The following is a 26563-nucleotide window of genomic DNA, read 5'->3' on the forward strand; positions in this document are numbered from 1 at the left end:
AATTTTAACATATGGCAATCAATATCAACGTAGATCCTAAGCAGAATATTATAATCAAAGGTGCCAAACTGCATAACCTAAAGAATATCGATGTTGTGATACCAAGAAATAAGTTGGTGGTTATCACAGGATTATCCGGTTCTGGAAAATCGAGTTTGGCTTTTGATACACTTTATGCCGAAGGACAGCGTAGATATGTGGAAAGTCTTTCCTCCTATGCACGACAGTTCTTGGGAAAATTGGACAAACCCAAAGTGGACTATATTAAAGGTATAGCCCCTGCCATTGCCATAGAACAAAAAGTAAATTCCACCAACCCAAGATCTACGGTGGGCACTACCACGGAAATATACGATTACCTAAAACTGCTTTACGCACGTATTGGGAAAACCATTTCCCCTATTTCTGGCAAAGTGGTTAAAAAGCATACCGTAACCGATGTTATCGACTACATAAAGCAGTTGAACGAAAGGGACAAACTTCTTTTGTTGTCCCCCATAACCATATCCGACGAACGAGAACCGCTAAAATCGTTGGAGCTTTTTTCCAAACAAGGGTATGCCAGGATAAAATATAAGGGAGAAGTCATCCGTATTGATCAAGCCCCGGAAGATATCGGTAGGGAATTCGATCTTGTAGTAGATCGTATTATAGTGAAGAATGATGAGGATTTCTGGAACCGTTTGGCCAATGCAGTGGACAATGCGTTTTTTGAAGGTAAGGGAACCTGTGCCATAGAAAACCTTCAGACTGGCGAGATCAAAACATTCAGCAACCAGTTTGAGTTGGACGGAATGAAGTTTTTGGAACCCAATGTACACTTGTTCAGTTTTAACAATCCCTACGGTGCATGCCCAAAGTGCGAAGGATATGGTGATGTAATAGGTATTGATGAATACCTGGTAATTCCCAACACCTCTTTATCCGTTTATGAAAATGCAATCTTCCCTTGGCGTGGCGAAAGTATGGGCTGGTACAGGGATCAATTGGTAAATTCGGCATACAAGTTCGACTTTCCCATACATAAACCTTGGTTCGAACTTTCGGATTCCCAAAAACAATTGGTTTGGGACGGCAACGAACATTTTATTGGTATACATAAATTTTTTGAGCAACTGGAGGAGAAAAGCTATAAAATCCAGAACAGGGTAATGTTGTCCAGATACCGAGGTAAAACCAAATGCTCCGTATGTAAAGGAAAACGCCTGCGCAAAGAAGCGAACTTTGTAAAAGTGGACAATAAATCCATTTCAGATCTAATAGAGCTGCCCATTAAACAATTAATGCCGTTTTTTAACGGCTTACAGCTGTCCGAGCACGACACGGCAATATCCAAACGATTGCTCAAGGAAATTACCACCCGATTGGAGTTTTTGGACAAGGTCGGTCTAGGTTATCTTACATTAAATCGAAAATCCAACACCCTTTCCGGAGGGGAAAGTCAACGGATCAATCTTGCCACATCCTTGGGAAGCAGTTTAGTGGGGTCCATGTATATTTTGGACGAACCCAGCATTGGACTTCATCCCAGGGACACCGAAAATTTGATCGAAGTATTAAAATCACTTCGTGATCTGGGGAATACCGTTATTGTAGTAGAACACGATGAAGACATTATGAAGGCTGCCGATGAAATTATCGATATTGGCCCAGAAGCGGGGACCCTGGGCGGAAACGTAGTGGCTACCGGGGATTGGGAAACCATCTTACAGGCCGATTCGTTAACGGCAAACTATCTTAATGGAACCATGGAAATCCCTGTTCCTTCAGAACGGAGAAACTCAAAGCATTACATTCAAATTAAAGGAGCGAGAGAGAACAATCTCAAAAACATAGATGTTACTTTTCCTTTGAATGTACTCACAGTGGTCACCGGAGTGTCGGGAAGTGGAAAAAGTACCTTGGTCCGTAAAATTCTGTATCCTTCTATTTTGAAGGAAACAGGGGGGTATGGTGAAAAGGCCGGACAGTTCTCGGAAATGTATGGCAAGTATGCCCATATCAAACATGTGGAATTTGTAGATCAAAACCCGATTGGCCGTTCCTCGCGCTCCAATCCGGTCACTTATATTAAAGCCTACGATGATATAAGAAGTCTGCTCGCTTCGCAAAAACTGAGCAAGCTACGTGGTTATAAGGCCAAACACTTTTCCTTTAATGTAGATGGTGGTCGTTGCGAAAAATGTAAGGGAGAGGGAGAGATTACCGTAGAGATGCAGTTTATGGCCGATGTACATTTGGAGTGTGATGTATGTAGCGGCAAACGTTTTAAAAAGGAAATCCTGGAAGTACAGTTCGAAGGTAAGAACATAGATGATATCTTGAACATGACCATTGACGATGCCATTGATCACTTTACCAAGTACAATCAGAACAAGATCGTAACCAAGCTAAAACCGTTGCAAGATGTAGGATTGGGTTATGTTACCTTGGGGCAATCCTCTTCCACCCTATCTGGCGGCGAGGCACAACGTATAAAACTTGCATCATTCCTGGTGAAAGGTCATACCAAGGAAAAAGCCTTGTTCATTTTTGATGAACCCACTACGGGTCTTCATTTTCACGATATCAAGAAACTGCTCAAATCCTTTGAAGAACTTTTGGACAAAGGACATTCCATTATTGTTATCGAACACAATATGGAGCTCATAAAATGTGCTGATTACATTATAGACCTAGGCCCCGAAGGCGGTGAAAAAGGTGGGAACTTGGTAGTCGAAGGCACTCCGGAGGAAATTGTTAACCATGTCGGGTCCTATACGGCACATTATTTAAAGAAGAGTCTGTATTAAAACCACATAACATTATTTAATATCCTTTACAATAATTAACTGATCATATTACTTACTTGATCAGGATTTGCTATTGATATCTGCCTGTTCTCCTAAGCATATAATGTCATTTATAAACTCAAAACGGCCATACGTCAATTGAGCCGCATGACACGTCAATTCGTTACCTAAAAACTGCTTGGTAAAGAAGATATTTGCCCTCAAATTGTGTGTTCTAGTCAACCTAATAATATTGGTTTGTACATGTTTTACGATCAGCCTATAAACTAGGGTCGATAGGTTTACACACCTAAAAACACAACCACTTTTATTGCAAGAGTATTAAACCATTCAGCATGAACAATACTACTTACTCCAAGGTATTTATCAAACCTATTTTGATTTTAGCAACACTCGTTCTAACCTTATTAACATTACAATTTGGTTTTGCCATAATCACTGACAAAGTATTCATCCTGGCAAATGAAGCCGAATCAAGAAAGAACCCTGTCCTTGTAAATACCGATCAACCATTTGTTCCCGATATCTCCATAACCGTTGGTGGCAATCCCTTGGATGCTATTGAGGGAAATCCAGGCTGTAATCTGATTTTATATGAGATAACAGTAACCAATACGGGTGACGACAATCTTGTGAACATAGAAATATTCGATGATTTATTTGATGGAAATCTTGTTGGTCCAACGGAAAGTTTAACAGAAGACAATATCTTGGAGGTTGGTGAGGAATGGACATATACTGTCGCCCATGTAACAACGGTACAGGAAAAAGTGGCCCAACAAGTGGAAACTGCTACTGTGGTTACAGCAAATGTTCAAGGACAGCCCGATCAAATGGTCAATGATAATGATTCCACGGTAATTGTACTACCTGCATGTCCTTCAAATACAGATATTGCCGTTGTCAAGGTAGGCGTACCCTTGAATGCGCTAGAAGGAGGCCCCGGATGTAATTTGGTACTGTATCAAATTAGTGTTACCAGTGAGGGAGGAAACAATTTGGAAAATGTAGTGCTAAATGACCCTTTACTGGGTGGGGATTTAGTTGGTCCTGATGGTGGCGACGATAACAACAATAACATATTAGAACCCGGTGAAACATGGATATATACCGTACCATACATAACATCGGTTCAGGATAAATTTGCAGAAGAGGTCGTCAATCAAGCAACGGCAACAGCAAATATTGAGGGAGATTTAAATGCCATAGTTCTCGACTTATCCGATGATGACAGCGTTTTGGAAAATGACGAGACCGTTACGATTTTACCATCCTGTCCATCAAAAACAGATATTGCCGTTGTTAAGCAAGGGGTTGCTTTGGAAGATGTAGAGGCAGGTCCTGGATGTAACTTGATTTTATATGAGTTTACCGTAACCAATCAAGGTGTGGATATTCTGGAGAATGTGGTTTTAAATGACCCTTTGCTCGGAGGTGATATAGCCGGACCATTAACAGGTGATGAAAATAATGATGGTCTCTTGGATGTAGATGAAGTTTGGATCTATTCTGCGGTCTACTTAACTACCCAACAAGATCTGATCAATGGCTATTTTGAAAACCAAGCAACTGTCTCCGCCAATCTTCTAGGGTTGCCCAATGAGCTGGCTATCGACCTTTCAGACGATGATAGCGTACTTGAAAACGACCCAACAGTTGTAGATCTGTCTTTTTGCGCAGTACCGGATATAGGACTGATAAAACAAGGTACTCTGTTGGACATTGATGCCGATGGATGTATTGAGAGTATCCTATATATTTTTACCGTTACCAACTTGGGCGATGTGGACTTAGATGAAGTCATACTCGAAGACCCCTTGTTCAATGGGGCCATTGCAGGCCCGGACTCGGAAAGCATTCTAGAAAATGGAATCCTCGAAGTAGGTGAAGTAAGGGTGTATACTGCAATATATGCTATTACGCAAGAAGATATTGATGCCACTCTGGTAATCAACCAAGCTACAGTAACGGCAGAAGTGGTGGATACAGAAAATCAAATATCCGACCTGTCGGATGATGACAGTAATTTTCAAGATAGTCCAACTCGCACAGAAGTACCAGATGATGCCTGTACCGAAGGAGCACCAGGCATTGGGCTTATTAAAGAAGGTACAGTAATTGATGTTGATGGTGATGGTTGTCAGGAAAGCATCCTATATACCTTCACTTTGACCAATATCGGTGATGTAGATATTGATGAAATCATGTTGGAAGACGAACTCCTTGGCGGCGAGGTGTCCGGCCCTGTAGATGGATCCGACATCAATGATGACAGTATCCTATCCGTAGGCGAAACTTGGACCTATGAGGCCATTTATGCCATTACCCAAGAAGACATAGACAATGCCGCAGTGGTCAACCAAGCAGAGGTGAACGGAGAGATCATTGACACAGAAATTGTAGTATCCGATTTGTCCGATGAGGATAGTCTTTTTGAGAATGAGCCCACAAGGACGGCCGTACCGGACGATTCTTGTACTGATGGAGGAGGTATTGGATTGATTAAAGAAGCTGAATTCATCGATATTGACCAGGATGGTTGTATAGAAAGTATCCGTTATACCTTCACTATTACAAATGTTGGAGGGATCGACTTGGAAAATGTTTCACTAAAAGACGAAGTACTCTTTGGACAAGAAGAAATACCAGGTCCAGATTCTGAGAGTATCAGCGAAAATGGAATACTTCAAGTCGATGAAGTATGGGTATACACTGCTATTTACCCTATCACACAAGAAGATATTGACAATGGTTTTGTAATCAACCAAGCCATTGTCTACGCAGAGTTAATAGACTCAAATTTCATTGTCTTTGATTTATCCGATGATGATAGCAACTTCGAGGATACCCCAACTAGAACAGAAATTCCCAACGATGCATGCCCTGGTGACGGAGGGGGTAACGATACTCCACTGTTCGGAATCGCAGTAATCAAAATTGGAACTGGCATTGACTTGGACAACGATGGTTGCGATGATAGTATAAGGTATGACTTTACCGTAATAAATACAGGTACGATCAACTTGGAAAATGTAGTCCTTACAGACCAGCTACTAGGTGGAACCGTAAATGGATTGGAAGTTACCGAAGAATCGCAAGATGGCATATTGGAGCCTGGTGAGGAATGGTTGTATACTGCAATATATAATCTTGCACAAGTGGATATCGATGGCATCTTCGTGGATAACCAAGCCGTGGTAACCGCAGATATAATTGATACCACGGATTCCGTTTTTGATAATTCCGATGATAACAGTTATGAAGAAAACGACATTACTTCCATAAATGTAAGCGGCTTTTGTGAATATTCCGGAGGAGGTATTGGTTTTGAAATTTTCAACGGAATTACGCCCAATGGGGATGGCATCAATGATTATTTTCGAATTCTGGGTATAGAAAACTATCCGGACAACAATGTGAAAATATTTAATCGTTGGGGGGTTCAAGTCTATGAAGTCAATGGTTATGGACAAGGGAACAACCTATTCTACGGAATTTCCGAAGGTAGAGCTACGCTCCAGCAAGATAGGGAGTTGCCCAGTGGAACCTATTTCTACATACTAACATTTACCGCTGAAGATAATCCTGGGAAAGAAAGCTATTCGGGCTACCTATATATCAACAGGAATTAATACGGCCGACCAAATAAAAAAATCACAAATCTAGAATTTTATCAAGAGGATGATACATCTTAAAAATTATAGAAACTTTGGGCTTCTGGCACTCCTGTTTCTATCCGCAACAGTGACAACAAAGGCCCAGCAGGATCCACAGTACACTCAATATATGTACAATACCCAGGTGGTAAACCCGGCATATGCCGGCAACAGGGAAGTATTGAGTTTTGGCCTTTTGGGTAGAACACAATGGGTAAGTCTCGAGGGGTCTCCAGAAACCGGAACATTCACGGTCAACTCCCCTATAGGGTTATACGATAATATGGGTCTTGGATTATCCATTGTTTATGATCGAATAGGTCCGGCAATGGAATCCAACGTGGTAGTGGATTACTCATACTCCATTAATCTTTCTTACGAAACAAAACTGGCCTTTGGTGTAAAAGCAGGGTTGGATATGTTGGATGTGGACTATAGTAAATTGAACATTTTTAATCCGAACGATGCTTACTTTCAGACCAATGTGGATAATGAACTGAGACCGCAAATCGGTGCTGGTTTATATTTAAACACAGATAAATTCTACGCTGGTCTTTCCGTTCCCAATTTTTTGAATTCCCGACATTATGATGAAAGTGCATTGGAAAATGCGGACACTAATGACATAGCTATCGAACGCTTGCACTATTTCTTCATTACCGGTTATGTTTTTGATTTAAACGAAAACCTGAAGTTTAAACCTGCAACCTTGGTAAAATACGTAAGTGGTTCTCCATTGCAATGGGATGTATCCGCAAATTTTCTGATCAATGAAAAGTTTACTTTGGGGGCATCTTATCGATGGACTGCTTCGTTAAGTGCGTTGGCCGGATTTCAAATATCACCGAACTTCTTCGCAGGTATAGCCTACGATTATCAAACTACCGATATTGAAATGTACAGCGATGGGTCCTACGAAGTATTCCTTCGTTTCGACATTTTCAAAAAGTCAGACCGAATTATAACCCCAAGATTCTTTTAATACAATCACCATGAAAAGAAGTATTCTAATACATGTGTTTTCCATCTTTTTATTGGTTGGGAACACATTCGCACAAGAGACCAAAATAAAAAAAGCCAATGAAGAGTTCGATAGTTACGACTTCATAGATGCCCGAAAAATATATCTAAGCGTGGTGGAGGATGGTTATGAATCTGTACAAGTATTCGAAAAATTGGGAGATACCTACTACTTCAATAGTGAATATGCCGAGGCCAACCAATGGTACGGTAAACTCATGGAAAAATACCCAAATAATATTAAGCCCGAATACTATTACCGCACAGCACGAACGCTGAAAAGTGTTGGGGAATATGATAGGTCCAAGGCGATGATGGAAAAGTTCTGGAAATCTTCACCTTCCAATATAGCGAATGGGCAAATGGATAACTGGAAGTCCTTTGAAGAGCTTAAAGAACATCAAAACAAAAAATTTAAAGTAACCAATATTACAACGGATTTGACGGGTTCGGACTTTGGCCCTTCATTTTATGGAAATAAAATTGTCTTTGCATCCTCATCCATCAATACGGAAGGAAATAAGGTGCATGATTGGAACGGTCTTCCCTATTTAGATCTGTTTGAAGCTGAAATCAATGAAAATGGAAAACTGACCAATGTTAAATCATTGAAAGGGGATATCAATTCACCTTACCACGAATCCTCTGCCGTATTTACCAAAAATGGGAAAACGGTATACTTTACGAGAAATAATTTTATCGATGGTAAAAAGAAAAGGGGCAAAAAACGTTTGGTGAGCTTAAAAATCTATAAAGCCACAAAGAATGATGATGGAACTTGGGGCAACGTACAAGAACTTCCATTTAATGATGACTCCTACTCTACCGCCCACCCCGCCTTGAACATCGAGGAAACCCGATTGTATTTTTCCTCCAACCGACCGGGGTCCATTGGTGAATCCGATTTATGGTATGTGGACATTCTTAACGCCAATGAGTATGGTGAACCCATCAACTTGGGTCCCAATATTAACACCGAACAACGGGAGACATTCCCATTTATAAGCGACAGAAATACACTGTTCTTTTCCAGTGACGGCCATCTTGGACTTGGAGGATTGGACATTTACAAGGTTTCCAGTGCCAATGACATCGATTCAGGAGGTATTGTGAATTTGGGGCAACCTATTAACTCTAACCAAGATGATTTTGGAATCATTGTAAAAGAAAATGAAAAACTGGGGTACTTTTCTTCAAACAGGGAAGGAAACAGTGGCAGCAGTTCGGATGATATCTACGCCATATCAGAGAATTGTAATCCAATCATCTATGGAGCGATAACCGATGCAAATACCGGTGATCCACTCCAAGGCTCAATGGTGTACCTTTTGGACGAAGACAACAATATTATTTCACAATTGGTTACAGAATCCAACGGTAATTATGAGTTTGATGAGAATATTGAATGTGAAAAACATTATGTGGTCCGCGCTTCAAACGATGAAAAAGATTACCAACCTAAAGAACAATTGGTAACGACTCCAGAGGGTTCTATGATGCTGCAGGTCAATATAGCCCTTACCCCCCCCGATTGCCCTGTATATGATTTGGGATGCAGACTAGATCTACAGCCCATTTATTTTGATTTTGACAAACACAGCATACGCCCAGACGCAGAAGTGGAACTGGCCAAAATATTACAGGCCTTGAAGCAATATCCACAGTTGAGCATTCACATTGAATCCCATACGGATTCCAGAGGTAATGACGAGTACAATATGCAATTATCCAACAGAAGGGCCAACTCCACACTCGAATGGTTGGTTGGTCATGGAATTGACCGCAAAAGATTATCCTCTAAAGGATATGGAGAATCTCAGCTCATAAATAATTGCTCTAATGGTGTAAATTGTTCAGAAGAAGCACATCAATTGAACAGAAGATCTATGTTTATCATAAAATAAGTTGTTTTCTAGTTTTTTTTAATACTGTATATCAGCGTGTTATATTTTTTGGCACGCTGATTGCTTTTACAAGGGTGGATGTAAATATTTGCATCTGGAACTTAAAACCTTGTAGTATGAAAAAGTTAGTACTCATTATAGCAGCAGTTGTTTTTGGAATACCAAGTATCCAAGCAGAAACAACAAATACAACGGTTACCGCACCTAATTATCGATATGGAAATTCTTTCATCTTTGTAGAAGATGGGGTTACTTTTTCCGTTTATCCCGATGGTGAGTTCGATTTCTATATGGACAACAGGGTAAATGTTGGCGTAGGAGCTAGAATTGGCAATGTCGGTATCACTTTTAACTCCGGATATAACTACAATCCATTTGTTCAGTACGATGATTACGGTGCTGTAATACAAGTAGAGAACACCCCTATTTTTTACGATTACTATGGTCGTGTATCACAAATAGGAAATGTGGATATCTGGTATAACAACGGTAGGGTACGGAGAATTGGCGGCCTACATGTTTACTATAATGGTGGAGTTTTTAGTCACTACACAGGGTTTATCAATGTATATAATCGAAGATATGTGTACAGACCTTTTCACAGATATTTTATAAGACCGACCGTTGGTTTTTGCAACGTATACGCTAGACCGTACAGAAGGTATTACAGACCTGTTCGATATACATATTATACGCCCTATAGATACAATACAAGACGTGCTTATGCAAGAGTTGGCAAAGTCTATAGAAATGATAACAGGTATAGAAGGGAAAAAATCTATAGAAATGACAGAAGAGTTTCTGTAAGGGACAATAGCGCCAGAAGGGCCGATTATGGAAGAAGCAATGCAACGGTATCCAAAAATTCCTCAAGAAGAGGATACTCAACAGCAAACCGTTCCAGCAATACCGTAAAAAGAAATACGGTGGCTTCAAGGAGTTCCAGTAGCAATAATTACAGAAAATCCAACAACGTTGGTCGATCAAGTAGAACTGTGACCACCAATACAAAGGTCACTCGAACTCCGAACAAGAGAACCGTGAGCACAAGAAAAGTGACCAGTAACTCACGAGGGACCACTGTAAAACGCACAAGTAGTAGTACATATAAAAAGCCTCAATCGGTAGCAAGGTCTTCCAATAGAACAACGCTGAACAAAGGCAACTCTACACGCAGAACAGTGTCCAAAAGTGCAAGGCCCAGTGTCAAGAAAAGCACCGTGAGCAGAAAAAGTAGTTCAAGAGCAACGGTAAGCCGGAGTTCTGGCAATAGAAAAAGTAATACAAGTGCTTCAAGGTCTTCGAGATCTTCAAGAAGTAACAATTAGAAAGATTTTTTAGGTTGGTTAGTTGTATGCCCCGTAGTTGAATTTATTCGCTACGGGGTATTTTTTTGAGCCATTTGGACAATATTCCGGATACATCTTCAGAAATATTAAAACGGTACAAAATACCTAAGTACATTACAGATACCAATATGGATTTTAAACCAATATTTATTAACGGATGAAATTGAAACTGCACAAAATCGAACAGTACAATCAATAAGACCAAGGTCGAAAAAACCTTAAAGGTCGCCGAGGTAAAAGGCAAAATGCCAAATTTCAGCTTCACAAAAACCAATTTTACCAGATTAAAGATAAAAATAGAGACAAAACTGGCCCATGCAGCCCCTTCCATACCTAATTTGGGAATCAACAAAAAGTTGAGCAAAATGGTCAAGGCAGCCAAACAGACCCCGAACACCAACACCGTTTTATAGTATTTAGAGTTGTACAAGATAGAATTAATGTTCCCCAAAAGTGAATCCATAACCTTGGCCAAACCGATCAAGAACACAATGGTGAAGCCATTTCTATAATTTTCGGGAAGCATTAAATATAAGTCGTTGAGGTTTAAAATAATCAAAACGAACAAGATGCCCGAAGCAATGAACAGTGTTAGTGAGGTTTTTTTGTACAAAGTATCCAGACCAGCTTCATTTTTGGTATTCAACAGCTCTGCTGTTAATGGATAAGTAATCTGGTGCATGGCACGGGACGGTACAATAATCACAGTAGCGATATAAACGGACACTCCATAATACGCCACATTTTCTATACTGATGAACTGATTCAGCATCACTTTGTCTATTTCCAACAAAACCAGGGATGCAGATCCTCCCAAAATAATTAAAAAAGAATAGGACAGGATTTCTTTGGTATAGTTCGGAAACTTAAAACTAAACTTGGGCATCCGAAGGGAAAAAGCATACATTTTAATGATCAGTGTCCGCAATAGATACAATCCTACCAAACATTTGAAGAACATATCCAATGAGATCACATCAAAATAAAACAGGACAAGCAAAAGGGACACCCCTACCCTGGCAAAAACCTCCTTCATAAAGTTTCCGAAAACCGACTTTAGATGCACCTTGCTCCAGGAGTAAAATACTTCAAAATAGCCCATCGCTAGTCCCACAAAAAAGACATACCACAGATAATCCTTTACCATAGGGTTTACTTGGGACACCCAGTTACCAATGGGATTGTACCAAATCAAGCCGACCAAAGCTACCGGCAATATCCCCAATAAAGGAACCAACAACATCAAGGTAAAAAAACCATCCTTGTCCCGGTCTGAATTGTTGCTATAAAACTTGACCATGGTATTGTGCGCCCCAAATGCCATTAGCGGCATTAATATGGCTCCCGAAGCCAAAATAAAGGTTACCAGGCCGTAATATTTGTCCGGCAGTATTTTGGTATACAGAAACAACGTATTAATAGCTCCAAAAAAGAACCCCAGATACGTTACTACTGTATTTTGTATGGATTGCTTAAGAACAACGCCCATTAGATAAATTTAGCCAAAGATTCCGTTAACGCCCGTCTGTGATATTGCTCCACTCCTTCTGAATTACAACCTAAAGTTCCTTTTTCGTACTGATGGAATGTCTCCAAAAGTACAGTTTTTAAAGTCGCTACATCATTATGCAAACAGAACGTTCCCGCTTTATGGTCCACGACCATAGCACCCGCCTCCCAGCCTTGTGGTCCTATGGCCAAAATAGGTCGCTTGGCATTCAAATATTCGAACAGTTTTCCTGGAATAATACCTTTGGTTTCTTTGGAATCAATCTCCAACAGCAATAGCAATTGTGACTTTTGCTGGGTTTCCAAAACCTTATCGTGTGGAAGATAGCCCAATTGTTCCACATAGTCGGTAAGTCCAAAATCCTTAACGGATTGTAGCACTTCCTCCCCCACTACACCTGCCAGTTGGATATGTAAAGCGTCTTTGAACAATTCATTTTCAGACAACAGTTCCTGTACAGCTTTCCAAAAACCTAAAGGGTTTCTGCCTGTCAACAACGAACCAATATGTGAAATGGTAAACTTTTTATCCAAGGCAACCAATGGCAATTCATCATCAAAACCATTGGTGATCACTTTAATGGGCTTGGGAGTTATGGCCTCAAATTCCAATTTTGTGGTTTTGCTTGTTACCACGATCTTATCTGCTCGCAAAAGAACGCCTTTTTCCAGTGCCTTATGTTTTAAATGGGCATAATTGGTGAGCCTTAAACTTTTGTGGTACCCAATAGAGGTCCATGGGTCTCTAAAGTCGGCAACCCATTGGATATTGTACTTTTTTTTGAGTCCAAGTCCGATTAAATGTAAACTGTGCGGTGGCCCTGTTGTGACAATAGTGGTTATGCCCACGTCCGCGATTACCTTCGCCAAATAAGAAATGGATGGTTTTACCCAAAGTTTCCTCGCATCAGGAATAAAAAAGTTACCGCGAATCCAAAGCAGCACCTTCTCAATAAAAGATGGATCTTTCTCCTTTATAATTCCAGAACTTATGGTCCTTGTTTTCTTTTTGGACAATATTGAGGCCCAACCGTAGGGCTCTTTTATGGGACGTTTCAGTATTCGGATGGAACTTGGAACTTCGTTCACCAGCTTGTTATCGATTATCGGATAGCTGGGGTTCTCCGGAACATAAACGATGGGGTCCAACCCAAGTTCGGGCAAGTATTTTACAAATTTGAGCCATCGCTGTACACCTGGTCCGCCCGCAGGAGGCCAATAATACGCTATGACCAAAATTTTTCGCATTAGGCCTCTTCTTTTTTACGCGAGAACAATGTAAAGCCCAGTCCCCCAACTATAATTATGCCAAGCAGGATGTTGGCCACCAAGCTGATCTGACTACCAGTTTCCACCACCTCGGGCTCAAACTTGAATTCGATTTCGTGCTCACCAGCGGGTACCTTGATACCGCGAAGTGCATAGTTTACTTTGTAATGTTCCTGAAATTCACCATCTACAAAAGCATTCCAGCCCGATGGATAATGCATCTCGGAGAATACGGCAAAACCAGTATTGGGGTTTTTAGATGTATATTTTAGGTAATTGGGGCGGTAATCCACCAAATCTATTTTTGCCAACGAATCTGCTGTGTAACGCATCTTCGTCAATTCCGGATATTGCGCCGTGTTCACCACGGCCTGTGTCTTGGAATTAAAATCGCCCAGTTTTTGGATTGCCTCGTTGGCAGATGAAACGGCCACCAATTGATCCACAAACCAAGCATTGCCGTTGGCATCTGGATTTACAGCCGGAAAACTATTGCCTTCCTCATCTTGTTGGATAATATATTTAACATTCAACATATTAAGAACCTGAAGGTTGTTCTGGTACAAATGATACTCGAACAGATCTTGCAGTGCCCGTGGTTTGGCAGCATGGTAGCCACCGATCGATTTGTGAAAATAGGAGGTTCGTGAACCATTTAAGCCTTCCTGAGGGTCAAAAACACGATAAATGGAATCGTCCTGCATGATCATTTGGTCTATTTGACTGGCTTGGAACGGTTGGTTTACTTGACGCTGACGTACAAAATCGTTCTCGTTCACGTACCTAAGGTCCACTCCTACCAAATCAAAAAGAATAAGGGCGCCAAGGGCAAATACCAAAATGTTTTTGTTGATTTTCTCTTTAATAAAAAACCACAATGCGGCTGCGGCCAAAAGAACATAGACCAACGAACGAATGGTGTCGCTAACATAAACAGCTTCACGGTCGCGTAGGATCATGGACATTAACTCATCTCCAAAATATCCACGGTACATTTCGTCCCGGGCACCTTCAAAATCAAAGAAACCTTTTAACAATAAGATCACTATGCCCAAACCAGCGGTTATAAAAAAGCTCCATTTTAAAGCATTTAGTTTTTCTTTTTGACCTGTGCTGGATTTAAACAGTTCCCAAACCCCTAAAATACCAAGCACCGGCAAACAGAGTTCCAGTACTACTTGTATGGAGGATACGGCCCGGAACTTATTGTACATGGGAAAATAATCTATCATAAAATTGGTGAGCAAAGGAAAATTCTTGCCCCACGATAAGAGCAAGGCCATAACAGCTCCCGATAATAACCACCATTTTTTTCTTCCCTCAACCAAAAAACCGCCCAACACAAACAAAAAGAAAACGATCGCGCCTACGTAGGCAGGGGCTGCTACAATGGGTTGATCGCCCCAATAAAGTGGTAGGCCACTCGAAAATTCCAATGCTTTGGTGGGGGTCAACCCTTGATTGGTCAAGTATTCATAAGCTTTGGAATCCTTGCCCAGGTTCTCACTGCCCGAACCACCAAAAAGTCTAGGTACAAATACATTTAGGGATTCCATTACCCCATAACTGTATTGTGTAATGTAATCGTAGTCCAACCCTGTGGAAACGGCTTTTTCACTTCCATCGGGGTTAATGGTGAGTTCGGATTTTCCACGGGTACTCCAATCGGCATACTCCTTTGTAGCCAGCAAACTTGTGGCATTGGTAAAAACGGAAAGAACAACGGCCAAAACCAAAATTCCTACTGAAACAAAAAAGTGTTTTAGTTCTTTTTCCTTAATGGCATAAATGAGATATACCAAACCCATTAGTAGCACCAAAAGCATAAAATAATAGGTCATTTGGTAGTGATTGGCACTTATTTCGAGTGCCATGGCCAGTGCAGTGAGTATAAATCCTAGAATATATTTTTTTCGAAAAACGAGCACAACCCCGCCAAGAACCATTGGAATATAACCCAAAGCATGTGCCTTGGCATTGTGCCCCACGCCAAGAATAATAATCAGGTAGGTAGAGAAGCCAAAAGCTATGGCTCCAAGGGCCGCCAACCTAAAATCAACCTTAAGGCAAAGCAACAGAATGTAAAACCCTATAAAATATAGAAATAAATAATCGGCGGGTCTCGGTAAAAAACGGATCAGACGATCTAACTCTTTTACGTAATTATGGGGATAATTGGCTCCCAACTGGTAGGTGGGCATGCCGCCAAATGCACTATTGGTCCAATAGGACTCCACACCTGTGGCATCCTTGTAGGCATCCCGTTCCTGGGCCATGCCCTTGTACAACGCTATATCGGATTGATAAATAGCTTTTCCCTGTAAAACTGGATAAAAATAGACCAGTGATGCAAGAATGAATAAAGCAATAACACAAATATGGGTGATAATGGCTTTTGGAGAAAGATTCATGGATAGGTTTTGATTCGGCAAATATTAATCAATTTCCTCAAAATCTATGTATTCTCCAACTTTTTTTGAAGGATTGGATCTGCGATGTGGTTTTTTGGATATGGTGGTCTCCCCTTCCCGTGTTTTTGTATGTCCAAAATCCCCAGGATTTCCGAACTGCTGCTCAAAACGCTCGTTGGTCTTGCGCATGGCGTAATTGAGCAATTTCGGCGCCAACCATTTTAACAGGAATTTAAGTCCGTAGTATACTAATATGAATATTAAAATCGTTTGTAATAAAACCATATAACCTCAGTTATTGAATCAAATTTACACTGTTAGTCCCGCAAACCCATAAAACGTATCTTAAAATAGTATTAAAAACCAGTTATATGGACATTTCCATAATCAGAAAGAAATTCTTTTTATTCGCTTTTTTTCCCACCATTATCTGCGCACAATATACCGATGTGATCAATTCCAACCGCCCGGGCAGGGCCGCAAGTGCCTATGCCGTTGGTAAAAATGTGGTACAGGCAGAAGTTGGCTTGCTGTACGAACAGCAGGATAATGCGGACTTAAACTCCGACTCCAACATTTTTGGCGCCGATTATGCCCTACGTTACGGATTGCTTTTCGAGGAGCTGGAAGTGATCATGGAAGGTACGTTCATTACACAGAACATTACTTATCCGGACTTGGGCATCGAGGGTTCGCTCACCAATTTTTCCAGAAATCGTGTAGGATTAAAATATTTGGTCTTTGACCCCTACAAAGATCCTGCTCGGAGCAAACCCAACTTGTACAGCTGGAGGGCCAACAACCTTTTTCAATGGAAAAACCTGATTCCGGCCGTGTCGGTGTACGGTGGTGCGAATTTTGTATTGGGCGATAATCCGTTCTACCCCGGCGAACCTACAATTTCGTACCGTGGTGGAATCCAAACACAGAGCAGGCTATCCCCAAGGTTTGTATTGATTTCCAATATTGCCTACGATCGTATTACGACCGATACTCCCGAATGGCGATACGCCCTTTCGGTAACCCATGCTTTTCGTGACCCCAGATGGAGTGTCTTTTTTGAGGGACAGGGCATTTCCGGGGACCGCTATTCTGATATTATCCTAAGGACCGGGGTGGCCCGATTGATCAACCCTAATTTTCAGGCCGATATCCATATGGGGTCGGGTTTTAAAAACGACCCTTCCCGTATATTTGTAGTGCTCGGGTTTTCGTATCGCTTGGATTTTCATAAAGATGAACTTATCCCGATCAACGAGCAGCAATCTGGCATGAACGGGAAAATCAAAAAGAACTCCAATAAACGGAAATCAAAAAAGAAGAGAAAAAACCGTGGTTAATCCATGGATTTTTACGTTTTACATCATCTTATTTTTCTAGCGCAAGTAATATTCATAATATTGGGTATTAATTTGCAACTATGGTTACCATAAAACAGGTTTCGTCCAAATCCGACCTTAAACGATTTGTGAAATTCCCTTTCTCGCTCTACAAAGGTTCCCCGTATTGGGTGCCCCCTATTATCAATGATGAAATGGAGTCTTTTGACAAGGACAAGAACCCTGTTTTTAAAACAGCGGAGGCGCAGTTTTTTTTAGCCTACAAGGATGGTAAGTTAGTGGGGCGCGTAGCGGCCATAATAAATTGGTTGGAGGTAAAGGAACAGGGACTTAAAAAAATGCGCTTTGGTTGGTTCGATTTTGTGGACGACCTGGAAGTTTCCAAGGCCTTGTTGGACAAAGTGAAGGAAATCGGCAAGGAAAACCAACTCGATTACATGGAAGGTCCGGTAGGTTTTTCCAATTTGGACAAAGTGGGCGTGCTCACCGAAGGTTTTGATCAAGTTGGCAATATGATCACGTGGTACAATCACCCCTATTATCAATCTCATTATGAAAAGCACGGGTTCACCACGGAAAAAAAATACTCCGAAAGCAAATTTTTGGCGGCCAATGCGGACCCCAAACTATTTGAGAAAGCCAATATGCTTATCAAAAAACGATTCGGGCTCAGAGAACTCAACTTTAAGAAAAGTGCCGATATTATGCCGTGGGTAGATAAAATGTTCGACCTGTTCAACGATAGTTATGCTAAACTATCTTCCTTTGTTAAGATCACGGATATCCAAAAGGAATATTTTAAGAAAAAGTACATTGGCTTTATAAACCCGGAGTATATTAAGTTTGTGGTGGACGCCGAGGACAATATGGTGGCCTTTGCCATTGTAATGCCCTCTTTCTCGGAAGCTTTGCAAAAGGCCAAGGGCAAATTGTTCCCGTTTGGCATTTTCCATTTGCTCCACGCCAGAAAACACAGTAAGGATGCTATTTTCTACCTTATCGGCATTCATCCAAAATACCAGAACAAAGGTGTTACGGCCATTATTTTTAACGAGTTCCACCACACTTTTAAAAAGCGTGGCGTTGTGAATTGCATTAGAACCCCCGAACTGGAGGACAATATTGCCATACAACAGATGTGGAAGCATTTTGACCCCAAGGTAATTCGTCGTAGACGTACTTATGTAAAAAACCTATAGTCTCCCCTTTTTCCTCAAGCATCGGTACCAAAATAACAGACAGTATTTGGGCCAAATAGTTACACTGACCGTTTACAAATTTGATTTTGTATTTTAACGGACAGGTTTACCGCGTAGCACCCCCTATTTATTTTAAACGAAATAAAATGAAATCCGTAAAACTGGTTTTAGGGACAAAAAATGGGGCGGACATTATCCGTATCGACTATAAATCGGACACAACACTAAGGAAACATCTATTAAAGCTGCCAGTATTGCAGCAGGACCTTCTGGATGGTACATTCTATCTGGAAAACTCCTCAAATAACCTAAACCTCATTTTCAATCATTTACGAAAAATCGGATGCTATGTGGACTATTCAGAGGTGAGACAAAAAAGGAAAGAACTGCCAAAAAATAAAAAGCCGTTCTTTTTACCTCCTTTAGGTCCAAAACAACAACGAGATCTACATAGTTTCAGAAAGTGGTTGATGGAGAAAAGATTGAGCCCAAATACCGTGAATACTTATGTAGAAGTAAGCGGTTTTTTTGTTAGGTACGCCATCCTAAAAAAATCAAAATTCTATTCCAAGGCATTGGTGGAGTCCTTTAATTATGATTTTATCGTGAACGAAGGGAAATCAATTTCATACCAAAACCAATGTATCAATGGTATCAAGAAATATTTTTTGTTCAAAAATATAGCTATGGAGGCCCTAGATCTGGTGAGGCCAAAAAAGGAAAAGAAACTTCCTGTTGTTTTGAGCAAGGAAGAAATACGGTCCATAATCGATGAAACTCACAACTTAAAACACAGAACGTTACTGTCCTTGATCTATTCGGGCGGATTGCGAATCGGTGAGGCCATCAATTTAAAAGTGACCGATATTGATAGTGACCGAATGTTGGTCCATATTAAGGGAGGAAAGGGAAAAAAGGACAGGTATACCTTGTTGTCCCATAGTTTTTTGGAAACGCTACGTACTTATTATAGACAATATAAACCGAGTAAATATGTATTCGAGGGTCAGCGTTCGGAAAAATACAGTACTAGCAGTGCGCAATGGGTATTAAAAAAAGCTGTTTTTAAAGCGGGAATTAAAAAAGAGGTTACGTTGCATACGCTTCGGCACAGCTTTGCCACACATTTATTGGAAAACGGTACCGACATTAGGTACATACAGGAACTATTAGGCCATAGCAGTCCCAAAACTACAATGATCTACACCCATGTTACCGAGAATAGTTTTAAAAATATTAGCAGTCCGTTTGATAGTCTATAAAAATAGTATATTGCATTGTAAGAAAATAACACAAACGGGCTAAACTGAAGAAGCCATCTATAAACTTGGGCATAGTCCTCCTTTGTAGGGGTATAAACTCAGTAAAGTTCGGCATATAAACAAGTTGTGCGTCATACCGACAGAACTTGCGAAATTAGAAACGAATTGAAAAGTGATAACCAAAATAAACCTAAATAAAGTAGCCAGTTATAAAAGTCAAGCGACTTTAGAAACTGATAAACCTCTAAATCTCATTTATGGTTTAAATGGTACAGGTAAAAGTACATTATCAAATTATCTTCTAAAACGAACTGATGAAAAGTTCAACAACTGTTCAATCGAGGGATTGGATGATAATCACGACATACTTGTTTATAACCAAACTTTTATTCAAGAAAACTTTTTCGAATCGGAAAGTCTAAAGGGAATATTCACCCTTTCAAAAGAAAACAAAGAAGCCGAGACAAAAATTTCTGATGCTCAAAAAGAAATAGAAAAGCTCGAGAAAGATTTAGTTAAAGAAAGTGAACAACTTGAAACCGAAAGAGTATCAATAAATCAAAAACTTGACGGAGCAAAAAATACAGTTTGGAAAATCAAAACAGATTATAGTGGCGGAGACCGTGTTCTTGAATTTTGTTTAGAAGGATATAAAGGCTCAAAAGATAATTTATTCAATCGCTTATTATCTATTCCAAAACCAAATGATAAACCAGAAAAAAGCATAGATGATTTAAAAAATGAAATTCAAGCTATTTCAGGAGAGAATGCTCAAAAGTATACTCACGTGCCTAAAATTGATTTTTCATCATCAAATATAGAGGATGAGGATATTTTCAATAAACAGATTGTTGGTAACGAAAACAGTAGTGTTTCTGAATTAATCACAAAACTTGGGAACTCTGATTGGGTTAAATCAGGACTCAAATATTTACCAGAAGAACCTATTGAAGAAAACGAAAATTGTCCGTTTTGTCAAGAAAAGACCATTTCGAATGAATTAATAGATGAAATCAAAAATTACTTTGATGCTTCTTACGAAGCAGACATTAGTACGTTAAAAGGGTTTCTTGAAAACTACCAACAATCTATTCAACAATTACCCGATAAATCCATATACGAAAGCAATCCAAAATTTGAGTCGTTTCAAAGAGACTTTAATATTAAATTTAATGCCTTTAATCAATTGATTAAATCTAATTTGTCAAAGATTCAGGCGAAAATAAAGAGTCCAAGTTTAAGCAAAACACTTCAGCAATCAACAACTAAATTGAACGAACTTAATAATGTAATTAATAATATTAATGCTTCGATTTTACAGCATAACAACAACATCGACCAAAAAGCTAAAGTAAGAAACAGTATAAAATCTTCTTTTTGGAATCTAATGCGTTGGGAGTATAATCAAACAATTGATTCATATCTGACAGACAAGAAGACATTTGACAAGAAATTAAAGTCTTTACAAACTTCAATCAAGAACTATAAAACCAAAATATCTGAACAGCAATCAATAATAGCTAAACAACAAAAACGGACTGTTAACATTGAAGAAGCTATAAGTAATATTAATGGCGGATTGATTGACCTCGGTATCACAGATTTTAAAATTGAAAATCACTCTGAAAATTTATACAAAATAGTAAGAGGAGAAAATAACGAAAGAGTTTTTCGTTCATTGAGTGAAGGAGAAAAAATGATTATTAGCTTTTTGTACTTTCTTGAAATGTGTAGAGGTAAAAAAGAAGCTACAGAAACAGGTAAAAAGAAAATTATTGTTATAGACGACCCTATTTCAAGTCTATCTCACATATATGTTTTTAATATAGGAAGGCTAATAAAAAACGAATTTTTCGGTAAAAAAGTAACCAAAAAAGATGAAGAAACGGGCGAAAAAGTAAAAGTATGGAACTATAAATATGAACAAGTTTTTATACTAACCCATAGCCTTTATTTTTTCTATGAAATTACAGAAACAAAACACGAAGAAAGGAAAGAAACTCAAAAACTCTTCAGACTTATTAAAAACAATGATGGCAGTCATTTCGAACGAATGAGATATGAAGAAATTCAAAATGACTATCAAGCCTATTGGTATATAATTAAAGATGAAAATCAACCGCCAGCATTAATAGCTAACTGTATGAGAAACGTGATTGAATATTTCTTCAATTTTGTGGAGAAAAAAGACTTAAATAACTTTTTCAATCAAGAGCCACTTAAAGCAAATCGATTTCAAGCCTTTTATAGATATATCAACAGAGAATCACACTCATTAGGTCAAAATATATTTGACTTTAAAGAATTTGACTACAATGATTTTAAAGACGGTTTTGCTGAATTGTTTAAGGTTGCAGGATATAAAGAACACTACAAAAAGATGATAAAATAAAAAGTACGAACGCACAACAATGGCTATAAACAATTGCTTTTACAGGCTTATCCTGAAAATTCCTGCGGAATTTTCAGCTTTGTGTGTACTTGCAAAAGTCCGTGCTAACCCACGCAACTGTTCATAGCCCAACCGTTGGCAACAAGCTGAAAAACGCACTTATAATTTAAATGAATAGAATAATTTTAATAGGAAATGGATTTGATTTAGCTCACGAAATGCGAACTAGTTATCAGCATTTTATTGATGATTATTGGAAAAATGCCACTTCCGCAATTAAAAATGTTCACCACAATAGACCTTTTGAAAACGAAGAATTTAAAATTCAAAGTTCTCCAGGAGGATTTTTAAGTGAAAATAATTACAAATCACTTATGGAATCTCTAGAAAATTTTAAGACTAATATTGATTATAAAAATAAATTTCTTAAAATCATAACAGAGAAATCGTTTATTGACAAATGGGTTGATGTTGAGAACGAATACTATTCTTTATTAATAAAATCATTTGATAAGGCTAGGTTTCCTAGAAATGATTATGATGTAAAAGAACTAAATAATGATTTTGAAAAAATCAAAACAAAACTTGGTGAATACTTGAAATTTATTGAAAATGAATTTGATAAATCACTTGGAACTAATTATTTGAGAACTAAAAACATTATAGGTCATAAAATTTATCATCCTTTCAAATTAAAAGATTTTTCAGAAACTTCGTTAAATCAAAAAGCTGAATTGGAATACAATTTAATAAAAAAGGATATTGAGGCACTTGCAAACGACCAAATTACGATGGATGAACTAAATGAAACGAACAAGAGGTTAATCCAGAGAATCGACACAAAGAATCCTTTATCCGAAATTAAAAAATTACTACAATCAGATTCCGCGATAAACTACTTTGACCTAATACCTGACCAAATTTTGTTTTTGAATTTCAATTATACTTTCACAGATAAAATCTATAGCAATCCAAGAGAGTTTGACCAATTTAACGATAAAAAATATTCTTCAGTCAAATCAATAAGAATACACGGAACAGTTGAGGAACGAGACAACAATCCGATAATATTCGGATTTGGAGACGAATTAGATGATGATTACAAACGAATTGAGAAACTGAACAATAATGACTACCTAGAAAATATAAAATCAATAAATTATCTTGAAACAGATAATTATAAAAAATTATTAGAGTACATAAATAGTGGAAATTATCAAATATTCATATTTGGTCATTCTTGTGGTGTATCTGACAGAACATTATTAAATACAATGTTCGAACACGATAATTGTGCTTCTATCAAAGTATTTTACCATCAAAAAAATGAAAAAGATGACAACTATAGTGATATTGTTAGGAACATTTCAAGAAACTTTAATGATAAAGCTAAAATGAGAGATAGAGTTGTAAATAAAAACTATTGTGAACCCTTAAAATAAAGCCAGTTGCCAACAATGGCTATAAGTAATTGCTTGTTCTCGCCTACTTCTGAAAATCCTCGCGGATTTTCAGTTTGGTGTGTACTTGCAAAGTTAAGTGCTAACCCACGCAACTACTCATAGCCGAGACCGTTGTGGTTAATGTCAAAAAACCGAGAAACTAAATGAATAAAACAATATTTGAGATTTCCAAAATGGACTGTCCTTCAGAGGAAAATCTAATCCGAATGAAATTGGACGGAATTTCAAGCATTGCGAATTTGGACTTTGACATTCCGAATCGAAAACTGACCGTTTTTCACAGCGGAGAAACTGACCAAATTGAAAAATCAGTTATCGAACTGAATTTAGGCGGAAAGAAAATCTCGACTGAACAAACTGACCAAACGGAATTTAATGAAAATGCAAACCAAAAAAAACTACTCTGGTCTGTACTTGCCATAAATTTTGCGTTTTTCATAATTGAAATGACAACAGGAATAATCTCAAAATCAATGGGATTGGTTGCCGACAGTTTAGATATGCTTGCGGACAGTTTCGTTTACGGAATTAGCTTGTTTGCGGTTGGCGGAACAGTAATAAAGAAAAAACGGATTGCCAAACTTGCTGGATATTTTCAAATAACACTTGCAATTATTGGATTTGTAGAAGTTTTAAGGAGATTTTTCGGAGACGAGAAATTACCTAACTTTTCGACAATGATTATAGTTTCAATTTTCGCACTTATTGCAAACGGAATTTGTCTTTACATTTTACAAAAGTCAAAAAGTAAGGAAGAGGCACATATGAAAGCAAGTATGATTTTCACTTCAAACGATGTGATTATAAATTTAGGAGTAATAACAGCTGGACTTTTGGTAAACTGGTTGAGTTCAAGCAAACCTGATTTGATTATCGGAACAATAGTTTTTGTTTTGGTAATTCAAGGTGCTTTTAGAATTTTAAAATTGAGTAAATAAATAAAAAAACACTAACCACAACAATGGCTATAATTAATTGCTTGTTCTCGCCTACTTCTGAAAATCCTAGCGGATTTTCAGTTTGGTGTGTACTTGCAAAGTTAAGTGCTAACCCACGCAACTACTCATAGCCGAGACCGTTGTGGTTAATTTAAAAGAAACGAATATCGAATGAATGTATTTATAAGTTGGTCAGGAAAATTAAGCCACCAAATAGCACTTGTTCTGAAAGAACATTTGCCACAAATAATAAATGTACTTGAACCATTTGTTTCAAGCGAGGATATAAAAAAAGGAGATAATTGGAATTCTACAATTTCAAAAAAATTAAATGCTTCTGACTTCGGAATATTATGTCTAACTAAAGAAAATCTCGAATCACCTTGGTTACTTTTTGAGGCTGGAGCACTTTCGAAAAATATCGATAAAGCTAGAGTCTGTAGTGTTTTGTTTGATAATTTGAAACAAAGTGAGGTTAAAACACCACTCTCACTATTTCAAACAACAAAATTTGAGAAAGAAGATTTTAAAAAATTATTCAATTCAATCAATGATGCGCTTGAAGAAAAAAAATTGAATGATAAAATATTAGAAAAATCTTTTCAAAAATGGTGGCCAGATTTAAAAGAACATATTGATAAAGTAACTAATGAATATTTCCCTCAAATAAAGAGACAAGAAGAAGAAAAGAGTGATAGACTTGACGAGATTTTATTGACCACGAAATATATTTCAAAAGTTGTATCGAGATTCAATTACAATTTACCTCAAGATAGTTTAGATTTAGCTAAATACAATGATGAAACTGAACCTATCGTATTTGCAGGTTTAGAAAACAATCATCCTGTCCGAATAATAGTTGACCCAGTAAATAAATCAGATGGAACACTTTGTCGTATTGAAATTACAAAAAGTGGGGTAATAGAATTACCTTCAATAAATAATGGACGAGGAGTAAATATAGAACTGCTATTTAACTCGGAACACGGAGGTTTTTGGAATATGGATTTAGGGTTTCATAAAGGAGATACTTTTATGTCGACAAATAAAGTTGACCTTGATAAAGAAACAGCAAATAAATTGAGTTTCAATACAATTTGGAGAGATTAAAAAAACTAACCACAACAATGGCTATAAGTAATTGCTTGTTCTCGCCTACTTCTGAAAATCCTCGCGGATTTTCAGTTTGGTGTGTACTTGCGAAGTTAAATGCTAAACCACGCAACTACTCATAGCCACGACCGTTGGCAGCCATTTAAATCCACTTTCAAACTATGAGTAAAATATTTCAAACTAATATTCGAAATTCCGATAGGAATTATTTGTTCACCCTTGATTGGGATGATAAATCTTTTGTTCAAGGTTATATTCGATTCAAAATTCTAATTGACAATTGGAATATTGATTCAGAGCGTAAAAGTGACGAAGGACAGAGCTTTCAGTTCGAAGTATCGATTGAACCAGATAAAGATGAGAAAAAACCCTTATTAATTATTAGAGTAAAAGATAAAAAGATAATCGATTTACCTTTAGATGAGATATTTTCTGCAGATGATGTAATTGAAAAAATTCCTGCGTGGATATATGGCGGAGGTGACCCTGTGAGCGGTTGTCTTATTCGTTCAGGTTTGAGTGTAACAATAAGTCAGCTTTTAGACTGTAAAAATGCAACCGCCGACAGAAATTGGTATTGGGAGCGTACTAAAAGCATTGGACGATGCCTAAAACAAAAATTTCCTGACATGTGTTCTAGTCTAGCATGGAGAGTAACTAGATGTATGCTAAAGGTTGGATTTTAACTAAATAAATAAAAACGGTTGCCAACAATGGCTATAAGTAATTGCTTGTTCTCGCCTACTTCTGAAAATCCTCGCGGATTTTCAGTTTGGTGTGCACTTGCAAAGTTTCGCGCCAACCCACGCAACTACTCATAGCCGAGACCGTTGTACACAAGCTCTGAAAAGCCAACCGCACAGTCAAGCACATTTCATTTTTCTCGTGCCTCACAAAATAAAAAGAGCTTGCCTTTTTCCAGCGCTCTTCTTACTCAATTCCAAAA

At 38.4% G+C, this 26563-nt stretch carries 17 protein-coding genes; 13 read left to right on the plus strand and 4 right to left on the minus strand.

Annotation, left to right across the window (positions count from 1 at the left end; all coding sequences use genetic code 11):
- The first annotated feature begins 11 nt into the window (after positions 1-11).
- The 5 genes from uvrA (at position 12) to ACXAFK_RS09640 (ending at position 10700) form a co-directional block, all read left to right on the plus strand.
- A complete protein-coding gene (gene uvrA, locus ACXAFK_RS09620) occupies positions 12-2792 on the plus strand; it encodes an excinuclease ABC subunit UvrA (RefSeq protein ID WP_474957590.1) in 2781 nt (926 codons plus the stop codon).
- A 335-nt stretch (positions 2793-3127) separates the two neighbouring features.
- Positions 3128-6424, plus strand: coding sequence for a gliding motility-associated C-terminal domain-containing protein (locus ACXAFK_RS09625; protein WP_474957591.1), 3297 nt, complete (start codon positions 3128-3130; stop codon positions 6422-6424).
- 49 nt (positions 6425-6473) lie between these two features.
- A complete protein-coding gene (locus tag ACXAFK_RS09630; protein WP_474957592.1) occupies positions 6474-7430 on the plus strand; it encodes a PorP/SprF family type IX secretion system membrane protein in 957 nt (318 codons plus the stop codon).
- Positions 7431-7440: 10 nt separating this feature from the next.
- On the plus strand, positions 7441-9372 hold the full coding sequence (locus ACXAFK_RS09635; RefSeq protein ID WP_474957593.1) for an OmpA family protein: 1932 nt from the start codon (positions 7441-7443) through the stop codon (positions 9370-9372).
- 116 nt (positions 9373-9488) lie between these two features.
- Positions 9489-10700, plus strand: a complete 1212-nt coding sequence (locus ACXAFK_RS09640) for a hypothetical protein (protein WP_474957594.1) — start codon at positions 9489-9491, stop codon at positions 10698-10700.
- Between the two features lie 43 nt (positions 10701-10743).
- Here ACXAFK_RS09640 and ACXAFK_RS09645 read toward each other — a convergent pair whose 3' ends face one another.
- The 4 genes from ACXAFK_RS09645 to ACXAFK_RS09660 are packed head-to-tail and all read right to left on the minus strand — an operon-like array spanning position 10744 to position 16195.
- The gene (locus tag ACXAFK_RS09645; protein ID WP_474957595.1) at positions 10744-12210 is read right to left on the minus strand and encodes a lipopolysaccharide biosynthesis protein; all 1467 of its coding nucleotides are present in this window, start codon (positions 12208-12210) and stop codon (positions 10744-10746) included.
- Entirely contained in the window at positions 12210-13478 is a 1269-nt protein-coding gene (locus ACXAFK_RS09650) for a glycosyltransferase family 4 protein (protein ID WP_474957596.1), read from the minus strand. The genes ACXAFK_RS09645 and ACXAFK_RS09650 overlap by 1 nt, the downstream gene beginning before the upstream one ends.
- On the minus strand, positions 13478-15910 hold the full coding sequence (locus ACXAFK_RS09655; RefSeq protein ID WP_474957597.1) for a YfhO family protein: 2433 nt from the start codon (positions 15908-15910) through the stop codon (positions 13478-13480). The genes ACXAFK_RS09650 and ACXAFK_RS09655 overlap by 1 nt, the downstream gene beginning before the upstream one ends.
- A gap of 24 nt (positions 15911-15934) precedes the next feature.
- Entirely contained in the window at positions 15935-16195 is a 261-nt protein-coding gene (locus ACXAFK_RS09660) for a DUF4834 family protein (RefSeq protein ID WP_293295300.1), read from the minus strand.
- Between the two features lie 86 nt (positions 16196-16281).
- On the opposite strand from ACXAFK_RS09660, the gene ACXAFK_RS09665 reads away from it, so the two are divergent.
- From ACXAFK_RS09665 to ACXAFK_RS09700, 8 genes are all read left to right on the plus strand, one after another.
- Positions 16282-17250, plus strand: coding sequence for a transporter (locus tag ACXAFK_RS09665; protein ID WP_474957598.1), 969 nt, complete (start codon positions 16282-16284; stop codon positions 17248-17250).
- An 80-nt stretch (positions 17251-17330) separates the two neighbouring features.
- Positions 17331-18449: a GTP cyclohydrolase gene (locus tag ACXAFK_RS09670; RefSeq protein WP_474957599.1), complete on the plus strand. Its 1119-nt coding sequence runs from the start codon at positions 17331-17333 to the stop codon at positions 18447-18449.
- Between the two features lie 146 nt (positions 18450-18595).
- Complete coding sequence (locus tag ACXAFK_RS09675; protein ID WP_474957600.1) at positions 18596-19711, plus strand: tyrosine-type recombinase/integrase; 1116 nt, start codon at positions 18596-18598, stop codon at positions 19709-19711.
- A gap of 172 nt (positions 19712-19883) precedes the next feature.
- A complete protein-coding gene (locus ACXAFK_RS09680; RefSeq protein ID WP_474957601.1) occupies positions 19884-22103 on the plus strand; it encodes an AAA family ATPase in 2220 nt (739 codons plus the stop codon).
- A 170-nt stretch (positions 22104-22273) separates the two neighbouring features.
- Complete coding sequence (locus tag ACXAFK_RS09685) at positions 22274-23545, plus strand: AbiH family protein (protein WP_474957602.1); 1272 nt, start codon at positions 22274-22276, stop codon at positions 23543-23545.
- Between the two features lie 164 nt (positions 23546-23709).
- A complete protein-coding gene (locus tag ACXAFK_RS09690; RefSeq protein ID WP_474957603.1) occupies positions 23710-24504 on the plus strand; it encodes a cation efflux transmembrane domain-containing protein in 795 nt (264 codons plus the stop codon).
- A gap of 171 nt (positions 24505-24675) precedes the next feature.
- Positions 24676-25614, plus strand: coding sequence for a toll/interleukin-1 receptor domain-containing protein (locus tag ACXAFK_RS09695; protein WP_474957604.1), 939 nt, complete (start codon positions 24676-24678; stop codon positions 25612-25614).
- A gap of 164 nt (positions 25615-25778) precedes the next feature.
- The gene (locus ACXAFK_RS09700; protein WP_474957605.1) at positions 25779-26303 is read left to right on the plus strand and encodes a hypothetical protein; all 525 of its coding nucleotides are present in this window, start codon (positions 25779-25781) and stop codon (positions 26301-26303) included.
- Positions 26304-26563 lie beyond the last annotated feature (260 nt).

Source organism: Flagellimonas sp. ABD4_174, from assembly GCF_056160185.1.